Here is a 13350-nt window from a genome sequence, read left to right on the forward strand (position 1 = left end):
TCCCGCGCCACGCTGGTCTGTATCCCGGAGACCCGCGGACGGAAGGCTGAGCCATGCGCAAACTGATCTACGGCATGAACCTGACCCTGGACGGCTACATCGCCGCGGTCGGCGACGACATCGGCTGGAGCGGACCGCCGAGCGAAGAGCTGTTCCAGTGGTGGCTCGACCACGAGCAGGCGAGTGGCCTGACGCTGTACGGGCGCAAGCTGTGGGAGACGATGAGCTCCTACTGGCCGACCGGCGACCAGCAGCCGGGCGCCACCCCGGCGGAGATCGAGTTCGCGCGGACCTGGCGGGACACGCCGAAGGTGGTCTTCTCCTCGACGATCGACAAGGTCGACTGGAACACCCGTCTGGTCACCGGCGACGCGATCGCCGAGATCACCCGTCTCAAAGCCGAGGACGGCGGCCCGATGAACATCGGCGGCGCGACGCTCGCCGGGGCGGCCATGCGCGCCGGACTGATCGACGAGTACGTGATCGCCACCCATCCGGTCCTGGTGGGCGGCGGCACGCCGTTCTTCACCGCGCTGGACAGCTGGGTGAACCTGAACCTGGTGGAGACGCGGACCCTTCCCGGCGGCGTGCTCCTGACCAGGTACGAGACGAGGCGCTGAGCAGCAGCACCCACGCGCCGGTCTCAGGGCTCAGGTCTGCGCCATGTCCACGAACCGCGAGTAGTGGCCCTGGAAGGCGACGGTGATCGTCGCCGTCGGGCCGTTACGGTGCTTGCCGACGATGATGTCCGCCTCGCCCGCGCGCGGCGACTCCTTCTCGTAGGCGTCCTCGCGGTGCAGCAGGATGACCATGTCGGCGTCCTGCTCGATGGAACCGGACTCACGCAGGTCGGACACCTGCGGCTTCTTGTCGGTGCGCTGCTCGGGTCCACGGTTGAGCTGCGAGAGCGCGATCACCGGGACCTCCAGCTCCTTGGCCAGCAGCTTGAGGTTTCGGGACATGTCCGAGACCTCCTGCTGACGGCTCTCGGAGCGCTTGCCGGACTGCATCAGCTGGAGATAGTCGATGATCACGAGCTTGATGTCGTTGCGCTGCTTCAGGCGGCGGCACTTGGCGCGGATCTCCATCATCGACAGGTTCGGGGAGTCGTCGATGTAGAGCGGAGCGGACGAGACCTCGGGCATCCGGCGCGCCAGCCGGGTCCAGTCCTCGTCCGTCATCGTCCCGGAGCGCATGTGGTGCAGGGCGACGCGGGCCTCGGCGGACAGCAGGCGCATCGCGATCTCGTTGCGGCCCATTTCGAGGGAGAAGATGACGCTCGGCAGGTTGTGCTTGATCGAGGCCGCTCTCGCGAAGTCCAGCGCGAGCGTGGACTTGCCCATGGCGGGACGGGCCGCGATGACGATCATCTGACCCGGGTGCAGCCCGTTGGTGAGCGAGTCGAGGTCCGTGAACCCGGTGGGCACACCGGTCATCTCGCCGCTGCGCGAGCCGATCGCCTCGATCTCGTCGAGCGCGCCCTCCATGATGTCGCCGAGCGGCAGATAGTCCTCGCTGGTGCGCTGCTCGGTGACCGCGTAGATCTCGGCCTGGGCGCGGTTGACGATCTCGTCGACGTCGTCGTCGGCCGCGTATCCCATCTGGGTGATGCGGGTGCCCGCCTCGACCAGCCGGCGCAGGACCGCGCGCTCGTGCACGATCTCCGCGTAGTACTCGGCGTTGGCCGCCGTCGGCACCGTCTGGACAAGGGTGTGCAGATACGATGCGCCACCGACCTTGTTGATCTCGCCGCGCTTGGTGAGCTCGGCGCCGATCGTGATGGGGTCGGCGGGCTCGCCCTTGGCATAGACGTCGAGGATCGCCTGGAAGATCGTCTCGTGTGCCGGCTTGTAGAAGTCGTGGCCCTTGATGACCTCGACGACGTCGGCGATGGCATCCTTGGACAGCAGCATGCCGCCGAGGACGGACTGCTCGGCATCGAGATCCTGGGGCGGCACGCGTTCGAAGGCGACGCCACCGTCCCATTCGCCGTTCTCCCGGCCCCGCTCGTGCTGCTCCTCGCGACCCCGGCCCCCGTCGCCGCGTCGGCGGGAGGCAGGCAGACGATCACTGGGCCCGCTGTCGGCCCACGGGTCGTCCAAGGGCTCGGAAACGCTCACCGAGCCACCTCCTCCCGTCCGCAGGGCGGACCTAGCCATGCCCTCAGTTCTACGGCACGGCACTGACAAATGAGAGGCCCAACTCCGCTTGTGGCGCGTCGGTTTTGTGATGGTTTCCCGGCCGGCGGACGGAGTGGGCGCCGGACCACGGTAGGCCTGTGGGCACCGTCAGCCAATCTGGTTATCCACAGGCCATGTGGACGACGGCCCGGATGCTGTGGAGAACTCCGCAAAACCTGTGCACGACACGGTGGACAGCCCTGTGAACAAGCTCGGGCCACTTCCATCACACCTACCCTGACCTGCACCTTTCCCGTCCACCGGCTGTGCAGAAGAAAAACTTCCCCAGTCGGATCAAGATCGCCTCGAACGCCACGCCAAAGTACACACCCCGAGTGAATCGGTAAGGGTCACAAATACTTTGCATCTCTTACCTGTGGACGATTAGATTGGTGCACATGACACAGGCTCCCGCGACCCCCAGGGCCACTCGGCGACAGCACGATCGAGAGATCGTCGCACTGGCCGTCCCGGCCTTCGGCGCGCTCGTCGCCGAGCCGCTTTTCGTCATGGCCGACAGCGCGATCGTGGGCCACCTCGGCACGGCACAACTCGCCGGACTCGGCGTCGCCTCGGCCCTCCTCACGACAGCGGTCAGCGTCTTCGTCTTCCTCGCCTACGCCACCACCGCGGCCGTCGCCCGCCGCGTCGGCGCCGGCGACCTCCAGGCCGCCATCCGCCAAGGCATGGACGGCATCTGGCTGGCCCTCCTGCTCGGCGCCGCCGTCATCACGGCCGTACTCCCCACGGCACCGGCCCTGGTGGACCTCTTCGGCGCCTCCGACACCGCGGCCCCGTATGCGACCACGTATCTCCGCATCTCCGCTCTCGGCATCCCGGCCATGCTCGTCGTCCTCGCCGCGACCGGCGTCCTGCGTGGGCTGCAGGACACGAAGACGCCCCTCTACGTCGCCGTCGCCGGCTTCATCGCCAACGCCGCCCTCAACCTGGGCCTCGTCTACGGCGCCGGTCTCGGCATCGCCGGCTCCGCGTGGGGCACCGTCATCGCCCAGTGCGGCATGGCCGCGGTCTACCTCGTGGTGGTCGTCCGGGGAGCCCGCAGGCACGGGGCCTCCCTCCGCCCCGACGCCGCCGGGATCAGGGCCTCCGCCCAGACCGGCGTACCCCTGCTCGTCCGGACGCTCTCGCTGCGCGCGATCCTGATGATCGCGACAGCCGTCGCCGCCCGGCTCGGCGACGCCGACATCGCGGCACACCAGATCATCCTGTCCTTGTGGAGCCTGCTCGCCTTCGCCCTCGACGCCATCGCCATCGCGGGCCAGGCCATCATCGGGCGCTATCTCGGCGCCGGTGACGTCCAGGGAGCCCGTCAGGCATGCCGGCGGATGGTCGAGTGGGGCATCGCGGTCGGCGTCGTCCTCGGCGTGCTCGTCGTGATCACACGGCCGGTGTTCCTGCCCTTGTTCACCAGCGACTCGGTGGTGAAGGACGCGGCTCTGCCAGCCTTGGTGATCGTCGCCCTCTCCCAACCGATCTGCGGAGTCGTCTTCGTCCTCGATGGCGTCCTGATGGGCGCAGGTGACGGGACCTACCTGGCGGGTGCCATGCTCATCACGCTCGCGGTCTTCGCGCCCGTCGCCCTGCTCGTTCCCACGCTGGGCGGTGGGCTGACCGCCCTGTGGGCCGCGATGACGCTGATGATGGCCGTACGGATGCTGACCCTGTGGCTACGCGCCCGCTCGGGCCGCTGGCTGGTGACGGGAGCGACCCGCTGACAGAAGCGACCCGCTGGCGCGAGCGCTCTACTGACGGTTTCACGTGAAACACGTCCGCTCGGCAAACCCGTTCGGTCGGCCGGACTGACCGTTTCACGTGAAACATGTCGACCCGATCGGCGTCTCGGCACGCAGAAGGGGCCGCACCCGTGGGGGTGCGGCCCCTTCTCAGCTGTTCAGCCGAAGCTGTTCAAGCCGAGCGCAGCGATCAGGCCGCGACGACCTCGATGTTGACCTTGGCGGCAACCTCGGGGTGCAGACGCACGGACGTCTCGTGGGCGCCCAGGGTCTTGATCGGAGCGGTCAGCTCGATGCGGCGCTTGTCGACCTCGGGGCCACCGGAAGCCTTGATCGCCGAGGCGATGTCGGCCGGGGTGACGGAACCGAAGAGACGACCGGCGTCGCCGGAGCGGACGGCCAGACGGACCTTGACGGCCTCGAGCTGGCCCTTGACCTGGTTGGCCTGCTCGATGGTCTGGATCTCGTGGATCTTGCGAGCACGACGGATCTGCTCGACGTCCTTCTCGCCACCCTTGGTCCAGCGGATAGCGAACTTCCGCGGGATCAGGTAGTTGCGAGCGTAACCGTCCTTGACGTCGACGACGTCGCCCGCGGCACCGAGGCCGGAGACCTCGTGGGTGAGGATGATCTTCATGTGTCGGTCACCCTTCCCTTATCGCGCGGTGGAGGTGTAGGGCAGCAGCGCCATCTCACGGCTGTTCTTGACGGCCGTGGCGACGTCACGCTGGTGCTGCGTGCAGTTGCCGGTCACGCGGCGGGCACGGATCTTGCCGCGGTCGGAAATGAACTTCCGCAGCATGTTCGTGTCCTTGTAGTCCACGTACGTGACCTTGTCCTTGCAGAAAGCGCAGACCTTCTTCTTCGGCTTGCGCACAGGCGGCTTCGCCATGGTGTTTCTCCTGTGTGATCAAGAAGTTTGGGTACGACCCGCCCTCGACCCTGAGGTCTAGAAGGGGGGCTCGTCCGAGTAGCCGCCGCCACCGCCGCCGCCGGAGTTTCCACCCCAGCCGCCGCCACCGCCCTGGGTGCCACCGGCGGGAGCGCCGGTCGCCCACGGGTCGTCGGCGGGAGCACCGCCGCCGCCCTGCTGGCCGCCGCCGGAGCCACCGCCCCAGCCGCCGCCACCCTGGCCGCCACCGCCGCCGTAACCGCCCTGGCCACCGCGGCCGGCACCGCCGGCGGTCTTGGTGACCTTGGCCGTGGCGTTCCGCAGGCTGGCGCCCACTTCCTCGACGTCCAGCTCGTAGACCGTGCGCTTGACACCCTCACGGTCCTCGTAGGACCGCTGCTTCAGCCGGCCCTGCACGATGACGCGCATGCCTCGCTGGAGCGACTCGGCGACGTTCTCAGCCGCCTGACGCCAGACCGAGCAGGTCAGGAACAGGCTCTCGCCGTCCTTCCACTCGTTCGTCTGACGGTCGAAGGTGCGGGGAGTGGACGCGACACGGAACTTCGCGACCGCCGCACCGGAGGGGGTGAAGCGCAGCTCGGGGTCATCGACAAGATTGCCGACGACCGTGATGACGGTCTCGCCTGCCATGGGGGAACCTCTCGGCGGGTTTGCTGCTCTGGCTGCTTGGTTGCTGCTACTCGAATCCCGAGATCAGCTGAGCGGGAGAGCTCAGTGGGTCTCGGGGCGGAGGACCTTGGTCCGGAGGACCGACTCGTTCAGGTTCATCTGGCGGTCGAGCTCCTTGACGACCGCAGGCTCGGCCTGCAGGTCGATGACCGAGTAGATGCCCTCGGGCTTCTTCTTGATCTCGTACGAGAGACGACGACGGCCCCAGGTGTCGACCTTCTCGACCTTGCCGTTGCCCTCACGGACGACGGAGAGGAAGTTCTCGATCAGGGGGGCGACAGCGCGCTCCTCCAGATCGGGGTCGAGGATGACCATCACCTCGTAGTGACGCATGTGGAACCCACCTCCTTTGGACTCAGCGGCCACGGTCGTTCCGTGGCAGGAGGGTCGTGATGCGTACGCAACGGTATCGGCCGCCACTGACAATCCGGGCTGACCTCGCGGTTCGCCCGAGCTGGCCTGGGCAGACACCGGTGCAGACGGTACAGAGTACCCGCACACCGGCTTCCGGTTGAAATCCGGCCGTGCGGACCGTCAATCTGTACACATCGGGTGTGTATGGCGCTACGATGCGCCGCCTTTCGCAGGAGGTGCCCCATGGCACAAGCATTGCGACCCAACACCGTCGGAGGCCTCTTCGCCACGGACGGAAAGCCCCACCCGCTCCAGGACACACTGCTCGCGGTGACCCTGGTGCTCGGTCTGACGGCATTCGTGACGGGCTTCTTCCACAACCTGCACCTGCTCAGCTCCTGGACCGGCCTGGTGGGGATCCTCACCGGCGCGTACGGCCAGTGGATCTCGGAGACGACACGCGAGCGCTTCGGACTCATCCTGGGTCTCGGCGCCGCGGGTGTCGGCTTCTTCCTCGGCATGGCGCACGGCGGCCTCTTCGGCGGGGTCATCAGCTGATGCCAGGGACACCGTCCCCTTAACTCCACGCAAAGCACCGCGGAACGCCTCGGTGGCCCATGAGCCGGGGCGCAGGTTCCGTACGCCCAGTCGGGGCGCTCGCAAGGCGCAGTAGGCTTCGGCGCGAGAGCCGGAGCCCCTGTACCCATGGGGACACACCAGCCCGAGGAGCGCCCCGAATGAGCCTGACCCTGAGGACGATCAGCCGCGAGCAGCATCTGGCGTACATCCAGAGCCTGCCGGCGGCGAGCCACATGCAGGTTCCGGCCTGGGCGGACGTCAAGGCGGAGTGGCGCTCGGAGAGCCTGGGCTGGTTCGACGAGCGCACCGGCGAGATGGTCGGCGCGGGCCTCGTCCTCTACCGGCAACTCCCCAAGATCAAGCGCTACTTGGCCTATCTGCCCGAGGGCCCGGTCATCAACTGGTTCGCGCCGAATCTGACCGAGTGGCTGGAACCGATGCTCGCGCACCTCAAGCAGCAGGGCGCCTTCTCCGTGAAGATGGGCCCGCCGGTGATCATCCGCCGCTGGGAGGCGAACTCCATCAAGGCGGGCATCCAGAACCCGGATGTGAAGCGGCTGCGCGACATCGAGGCCGACTTCATCGAGCCGCGCGCCTTCGAGGTCGCCGACAAGCTGCGCCGCATGGGCTGGCAGCAGGGCGAGGACGGCGGCGCCGGCTTCGGCGACGTGCAGCCCCGCTATGTCTTCCAGGTGCCGCTGGCCAACCGCTCCCTGGAAGAGGTCCACAAGAACTTCAACCAGCTGTGGCGCCGCAACATCAAGAAGGCCGAGAAGGCCGGCGTCGAGGTCGTCCAGGGCGGCTACCAGGATCTCGAGGAATGGCAGCGGCTGTACGAGATCACGGCCGTGCGCGACCACTTCCGGCCCCGCCCGCTGTCGTACTTCCAGCGCATGTGGACGGCCCTCAACACCGAGGACCCCAACCGCATGCGACTGTACTTCGCCCGCCACAACGGCGTGAACCTGTCGGCGGCGACCATGTTGATCGTCGGCGGGCACGTCTGGTACTCCTACGGCGCCTCCGACAACATCGGCCGTGAGGTCCGGCCCTCGAACGCGATGCAGTGGCGGATGCTGCGCGACGCCTACGCGCTCGGCGCGACCGTCTACGACCTGCGCGGGATCTCCGACTCGCTGGACGAGACCGACCACCTCTTCGGCCTGATCCAGTTCAAGGTCGGCACGGGCGGCCAGGCCGCCGAGTACCTCGGCGAGTGGGACTTCCCGCTCAACAAGCTGCTCCACAAGGCGCTCGACATCTACATGTCGCGCCGCTGACGTCGCGTTCTTCGCTTCAATTGGTTCCATACCTCTGATACACCGCAGCCACGAGAAAGGTTCCGGGTCCGGCCATGGCGCTCACGCTCTACGTCGACACCGCGCGCTGGCGTGCGCACCACAAGCACGTGCAGGACCAGTTCCCGGGGCTCGTCCCGGTCTGCAAGGGCAACGGCTACGGCTTCGGGCACGAGCGGCTGGCCGAGGAGGCCACGCGGCTGGGCTCCGACGTCCTCGCCGTCGGCACCACGTACGAGGCCGCGCGCATCAAGGACTTCTTCGGCGGCGACCTGCTGGTGCTGACGCCGTACCGGCGCGGCGAGGAGCCCGTCCCGCTGCCCGACCGGGTCATCCGCTCCGTGTCGTCCATCGACGGCGTGTACGGCCTCGTGGGCGCCCGCGTGGTCATCGAGGTGATGTCCTCGATGAAGCGGCACGGCATCAGCCCCCAGGACCTGCCCCAGCTGCACGCCGCCATAGAGAACGTCCGACTGGAGGGCTTCGCCATCCACCTGCCGCTGGACCGCACGGACGGCTCGGACGCCGTCGAGGAGGTCATCGGCTGGATGGACCAGCTGCGCGCCGCCCGGCTGCCACTGCACACGATGTTCGTGAGCCATCTGAAGGCCGAGGAACTCCACCGGCTGCAGCAGCAGTTCCCGCAGACCCGGTTCCGGGCCCGTATCGGCACCCGGCTGTGGCTGGGCGACCACGAGGCCACCGAGTACCGCGGAGCGGTCCTGGACGTCACCCGCGTCGCCAAGGGCGACCGCTTCGGCTACCGCCAGCAGAAGGCGGCCTCGGACGGCTTCCTGGTGGTCGTGGCGGGCGGAACGTCGCACGGGGTGGGCCTGGAGGCCCCGAAGGCCCTGCACGGCGTCATGCCGCGCGCCAAGGGCGTCGCCCGGGCCGGCCTCGCCACGGTCAACCGGAACCTTTCTCCGTTCGTCTGGGGCGGCAAGCAGCGCTGGTTCGCGGAGCCGCCGCACATGCAGGTGTCGATCCTGTTCGTGCCGTCGGACGCGCCCGAGCCGAAGGTCGGCGAGGAACTGGTGGCCCATCTGCGGCACACCACCACGCAGTTCGACCGGATCGTCGACCGCTGAGCCACCGGGCGGACCGACCAGGCCGGGTCCGGGTCACAAGGCAGCAGCGGACAGAGCGAAGGCCGTACACGGGACTCCGTGTACGGCCTTCTGCGTGAGCCTCGCTGGGCCTCGCTCGCTCTGTTCGCTCAGAGCGAACTGTCCGTGGAGGACGCCGATCCACGACTGCCCCACTCCACCTGCTGGCCCTCGAAGTAGGCCGCGTGCCGCGGGGGATGGGCCGCGGGGCCGACGACGAAGACGTCCTCCGCGCCGTCCAGCACGCCTCCTGAGGGGTCGTCGTCCCCGGAGCTGCGCACCGGATCCCGCTCCGGCATGAGGATGTCGCGCACGATGACGCCGCACAGGTAGAGCGTCCCCACCAGATGCACGCCGATCGCCCAGTGGTAGCCGTCCTGCGGCAGTCCCTTGTGGGCGTCGCCGCTGGTCGTGTACGCGAGGTACATCCAGATACCCAGGAAGTACGCGACCTCGCACGCCTGCCAGATCAGGAAGTCCCGCCACTTGGGCCGGGCCAGAACGGCCAGCGGGACCAGCCACAGGACGTACTGCGGCGAGTAGACCTTGTTGGTGACGATGAAGGCCGCGACGATCAGGAACGCGAGCTGGGCGAAGCGCGGGCGGCGGGGAGCGGTCAAGGTGAGTACCGCGATGCCGACACAGCAGAGCACCACCAGCGCGGTGGCCAGGTTGTTGACGGTGTCGGTGGTCAGCGGGTCGGACGAGTTCTGGGCCATGATCAGCCAGAACGAGCCGAAGTCCACGCCCCGGTCGTGGCTGAACTTGTAGAACTGCGACCAGCCGTCCCAGGCGAAGAGCATCACGGGCAGGTTCACGACGATCCAGGCGACGACCGTGCCCCCCAGCGCCTTGCCGAAGTCCCGCCACTTGCCGGCCCGCCAGCACAGCAGGAACAGCGGGCCGAGCAGGAAGACGGGATACAGCTTGGCGGCCGTGGCGAGCCCCAGGAGGACGCCGAAGGCGAGGGGGCGGCTACGGGACCACATCAGCATCGCCGCGGCCGTCAGCGCGACTGCCAGCAGGTCCCAGTTGATGGTGGCGGTCAGCGCGAAGGCGGGCGCCAGGGCGACCAGGAGACCGTCCCAGGGCCGGCGGGCGTGCGTCCGGGTCACACAGACCGCGATGACGGCCGCGCAGGCCATCAGCATCCCGGCGTTGACCATCCAGTACCACTGCTCCTGGTCCTGGATGCTGCCGCTGCCCGGTGTGAGCCAGGCGGCGACCTCCATGAACACGCCGGTGAGTACCGGGTATTCGAGGTACGGCATGTCGCCGGAGAGCTTGTCGAAGTACGGCACGAGGCCGTCGGCGAAACCACGGCCCTGGTAGAGGTGGGGGATGTCCGAGTAGCAGGCCTTCGTGTACTGCGAGCTGGCGCCGAAGAACCAGGCGCCGTTGTAGCAGGGCGCCTTCTGGATCAGGCCGAGGGCGAACATGCCGATCGCGACGAGCGCGACGACCCGGACGGGAGTCCACCAGGACGTCCCGAGCAGGGCGCGCCGCCCGAGGGGGCCGCCGATCAGCTCGCTGCCGGCCGTGGCGACCTTGTCCTCCTTGGTCGGCCGCACGGTGTCCGGCTCGTGCACGCTCGCTTGCGTCGATTCTGCGCTGGGCATGGCGCACATCCTGCCGTACATGTCTAGGAATACGCCGAGGGCCGCCGCACCTACTCAGGTGCGGCGGCCCCTGTTTCACGTGAAACATGTGGACGTTTCACGTGAAACACCTGTGCCGGATGCTTTGACGCTTAGCCGGTCGAGCCTCCGAAGAGGCCTCCATTGCCATTGCCTCTGGTGTTGCCGTTGCCGCTGCTCTCGGTGGCCGTCGGCGTAGAGGTCACCCCGCCGTCGGTCCCGCCCGTGTCCGTGCCGCCGGTGTCGGTGCACTGCCAGCTGAACCGGCAGGACTCGCTCGCCGTGGGACTCGGGCTGGTCAGCGTCTCGCTGGGCGTCGGGCTCGGCGTCGGGCTGGTCAGCGTCTCGCTCGGCGTCGGAGTCGGCGTCGGGCTGGGCACGTCGTTGACGACCTCGCCGATGGGCTCGGGCGTCGGGAAGTCCTTCGCCTCCGTGCCCTTCAGCGCTTCGGCCATGTAGTCGTGCCAGATCTCGGCCGGGAACGAGGCACCGTGGATCTTCTCCTGACCGCCCGTTCCGTACATCTCCAGGAAGGTGCGGTTCTTCTGGGACTCGTCGTCGTCGTACCGGAACATCGTGATCGACGTCGACAGCTGCGGGGTGTAGCCGACGAACCAGGCGGACTTGTTGCCGTCGGTCGTACCGGTCTTGCCGGCCACCTGACGTCCGGGCAGCTGGGCGTTGGTACCCGTACCCTTCTCGACCACCGTCTTGAGCACGTCGGTGACGTTGTCGGCGACGGCCGAGGTGAACGCCTGGGTGACCTTGTCCTCGTGGGTGAAGACCGTGCCGTCCTTGCTCGTCACCTTGGTGACGGAGAAGGGGTCGCGCTGCTTGCCGCTGGAGGCGAAGGTGCCGTAGGCGCCGGCCATGCGGATCGCGCTCGGGTCGGAGATACCGATCGAGAAGGACGGGAAGCTGGTGCCGGCCAGGCTGTCCTTCTTGAGGCCGGCGGCGATCGCCGCTTCCTTCACCTTGTCCAGCCCGACGTCCATGCCGAGCTGCACGAAGGCCGAGTTCACCGACTCCCGCATCGCCTCACGCAGGTCGATCTGGTAGTTGGGAGGACTGCCGTACGACTCGTTGCCGTCGTTGGTCTGCAGCCACTCCTGGCCCTTCTCGTTCTTCCAGATCGTCCCGTCGTAGTCCTTGATCTTGAGCTTGTTCTTGCCGCTGTACAGGCTCTTCGGGGAGACCTGGGTGCGCTCGTCCTGCGCCTGCTCCGGGCCGAGGCTCTTGTCCCGCACGCCCCACTGCATGGCCGCCGCGAGCACGAACGGCTTCATGGTCGAACCGATCTGGGCGCCGGTCACGTCCGCGTTGTTGGTGAAGTGCTTGGTCGCGTCCTCACCGCCGTAGATCGCCTTGATGGCGCCGGTCGTCGGATCCACGGACGCACCGCCGAACTGGACGTGGGTGTCCGTCTTCGGGCGCTGCTTGGGCTTGATGTTGGCCTTCTGGACGTTCGTGACCGCGGTCTCGAGCTCCTTGACCTTCTTCTTGTCGAAGGTCGTGTAGATCGAGTAGCCGCCCTTCTGCAGGTCGTCGGCGGAGATGTTGGTGTTGTTGACCAGGTACGCCTTGGCGAGGTCGACGAGATAGCCGACCTGGCCGCTCAGCTTGTTGTTCGAGCGCGGGTTCTGCCACTTGGGGAGGGTGGTGTACTTGGCCCGCTCCGTGGCACTCAGGTGGCCGTACTCGACCATCTTGTCGAGGGTGTCCTGCATCTGCGCCAGCGCCCGCTTGCTGTTGGCCTGCGGAGTGGCGGCCGGGTCGAGGGAGGTCGCGCCCGCGGGGTCGTAGTACGTGGCGCCCTTGAGCATCGCCGCCAGGAACGCGCACTCGCCGGGCTTCAGATCGACGGCGTCCTTGTTGAAGTACGCGCGCGCGGCCGCCTGGATGCCGTAGGCCCCGCGTCCGTAGTACGCGGAGTTCAGGTAGCCGGCCATGATCTGGTCCTTCGAGACCGTGGTGCCCACCTTGATCGAGACGAAGATCTCCTTGAACTTCCGGGAGATCGTCTGCGACTGGTCGTCCAGCATCGCGTTCTTCACGTACTGCTGGGTGATGGTGGAGCCGCCCTGGGTCTCACCGCCCCTGGCCATGTTGAACACGGCGCGGGCGATGCCCTTCGGGTCGATGCCGCTGTCGGTGTAGAAGGTCTTGTTCTCCTGGGAGATGACCGCGTACTGCATCGCCTTGGGGATCTGCGAGAGGTTCACGATCTGGCGGTTCGTCTCACCGCCCGTGGCGACCATCTCGCTGCCGTCGGCCCAGTAGAAGACGTTGTTCTGGGCCTCGGCGGTCTTCGCGATGTCCGGGACCCCCACCATGGCGTACGCGATGCCCGCGACGGCGACCATGCTGCCGAAGAACCCGATGAAGAGGCCCGCCACCAGCTTCCACGACGGCACCCAGCGCGCCACGCCGTACTTGCCGGCGCGCGGGTAGTCGATGATCCGCTTCTTGCCGGGAACGGCGGCGCGTCCTCGGCCTCGCCCGGGTCCGGTGGGACCGTCGGGCATGCCGCGTCGACCTCCGCGGCCAGGTTCGGCCGCTCTGCGCCGGCCGCCCCCACTTCTCTGGGCCGCGCGACGGGCCTCGGCGCGGCCACCGTAGGAAGGCTCCTCGCCTGCCGACCCGTAATTCAACCCGTACGCGTCGGAGGGAGACCCGGTGGCGCCTCGCGGTGCCGCGCGGCGGCCGGAGGACGAGCCGGACTGGCCGCGTCGGGCCGCGGCACGTCCGCCTCCCTGCGGCTGCGGCGGTTTGCGACGGTGCTCGCTCATCGAACGACTACTCCTCGGGCAGGCGCACGCCTGTGCGCCTGGAGACGACGGCTGGTTTCCGGTCCCCCCGA

12 protein-coding genes are annotated in these 13350 nt (G+C 68.0%); 5 read left to right on the forward strand and 7 right to left on the reverse strand.

Annotation, left to right across the window (positions count from 1 at the left end; all coding sequences use genetic code 11):
- The first annotated feature begins 53 nt into the window (after positions 1-53).
- Complete coding sequence (locus tag MQP27_RS26755) at positions 54-620, forward strand: dihydrofolate reductase family protein (protein ID WP_242768360.1); 567 nt, start codon at positions 54-56, stop codon at positions 618-620.
- 30 nt (positions 621-650) lie between these two features.
- Here the strand turns inward: MQP27_RS26755 and dnaB are convergent, their stop codons facing one another.
- Positions 651-2120, reverse strand: a complete 1470-nt coding sequence (dnaB, locus tag MQP27_RS26760) for a replicative DNA helicase (protein WP_242768362.1) — start codon at positions 2118-2120, stop codon at positions 651-653.
- A gap of 458 nt (positions 2121-2578) precedes the next feature.
- Between dnaB and MQP27_RS26765 the strand changes: the two genes are divergently transcribed.
- Positions 2579-3916 (forward strand): MATE family efflux transporter, encoded by a 1338-nt coding sequence (locus MQP27_RS26765; protein WP_242768364.1) that lies wholly within the window; start codon positions 2579-2581, stop codon positions 3914-3916.
- Positions 3917-4124: 208 nt separating this feature from the next.
- Here MQP27_RS26765 and rplI read toward each other — a convergent pair whose 3' ends face one another.
- From rplI to rpsF, 4 genes are all read right to left on the reverse strand, one after another.
- Positions 4125-4571: a 50S ribosomal protein L9 gene (gene rplI / locus MQP27_RS26770; protein WP_142153548.1), complete on the reverse strand. Its 447-nt coding sequence runs from the start codon at positions 4569-4571 to the stop codon at positions 4125-4127.
- 18 nt (positions 4572-4589) lie between these two features.
- Positions 4590-4826 carry a 30S ribosomal protein S18 gene (gene rpsR, locus MQP27_RS26775; RefSeq protein WP_003949403.1) on the reverse strand — a complete coding sequence of 79 codons (237 nt, stop codon included), beginning with the start codon at positions 4824-4826 and terminating at the stop codon, positions 4590-4592.
- Positions 4827-4883: 57 nt separating this feature from the next.
- A complete protein-coding gene (locus MQP27_RS26780; protein WP_242768366.1) occupies positions 4884-5477 on the reverse strand; it encodes a single-stranded DNA-binding protein in 594 nt (197 codons plus the stop codon).
- 81 nt (positions 5478-5558) lie between these two features.
- Positions 5559-5849 carry a 30S ribosomal protein S6 gene (gene rpsF, locus MQP27_RS26785; RefSeq protein ID WP_005482942.1) on the reverse strand — a complete coding sequence of 97 codons (291 nt, stop codon included), beginning with the start codon at positions 5847-5849 and terminating at the stop codon, positions 5559-5561.
- Positions 5850-6113: 264 nt separating this feature from the next.
- On the opposite strand from rpsF, the gene MQP27_RS26790 reads away from it, so the two are divergent.
- The 3 genes from MQP27_RS26790 to MQP27_RS26800 all read left to right on the forward strand — a co-directional run bounded on the left by MQP27_RS26790 (position 6114) and on the right by MQP27_RS26800 (position 8835).
- Positions 6114-6428 carry a hypothetical protein gene (locus MQP27_RS26790; protein ID WP_242768368.1) on the forward strand — a complete coding sequence of 105 codons (315 nt, stop codon included), beginning with the start codon at positions 6114-6116 and terminating at the stop codon, positions 6426-6428.
- Between the two features lie 179 nt (positions 6429-6607).
- Complete coding sequence (gene femX / locus MQP27_RS26795) at positions 6608-7729, forward strand: peptidoglycan bridge formation glycyltransferase FemX (protein WP_242768370.1); 1122 nt, start codon at positions 6608-6610, stop codon at positions 7727-7729.
- Positions 7730-7803: 74 nt separating this feature from the next.
- Complete coding sequence (locus MQP27_RS26800) at positions 7804-8835, forward strand: alanine racemase (RefSeq protein WP_242768372.1); 1032 nt, start codon at positions 7804-7806, stop codon at positions 8833-8835.
- Between the two features lie 128 nt (positions 8836-8963).
- On the opposite strand, the gene MQP27_RS26805 is transcribed toward MQP27_RS26800, so the two are convergent.
- Together MQP27_RS26805 and MQP27_RS26810 are read right to left on the reverse strand one after the other, a co-directional pair.
- Entirely contained in the window at positions 8964-10472 is a 1509-nt protein-coding gene (locus MQP27_RS26805; protein ID WP_242768374.1) for a glycosyltransferase family 87 protein, read from the reverse strand.
- 131 nt (positions 10473-10603) lie between these two features.
- The gene (locus MQP27_RS26810; protein WP_242768376.1) at positions 10604-13279 is read right to left on the reverse strand and encodes a transglycosylase domain-containing protein; all 2676 of its coding nucleotides are present in this window, start codon (positions 13277-13279) and stop codon (positions 10604-10606) included.
- Positions 13280-13350 lie beyond the last annotated feature (71 nt).

It is taken from the genome of Streptomyces cylindrosporus (genome assembly GCF_022698165.1).
Classification (GTDB): domain Bacteria; phylum Actinomycetota; class Actinomycetes; order Streptomycetales; family Streptomycetaceae; genus Streptomyces; species Streptomyces cylindrosporus.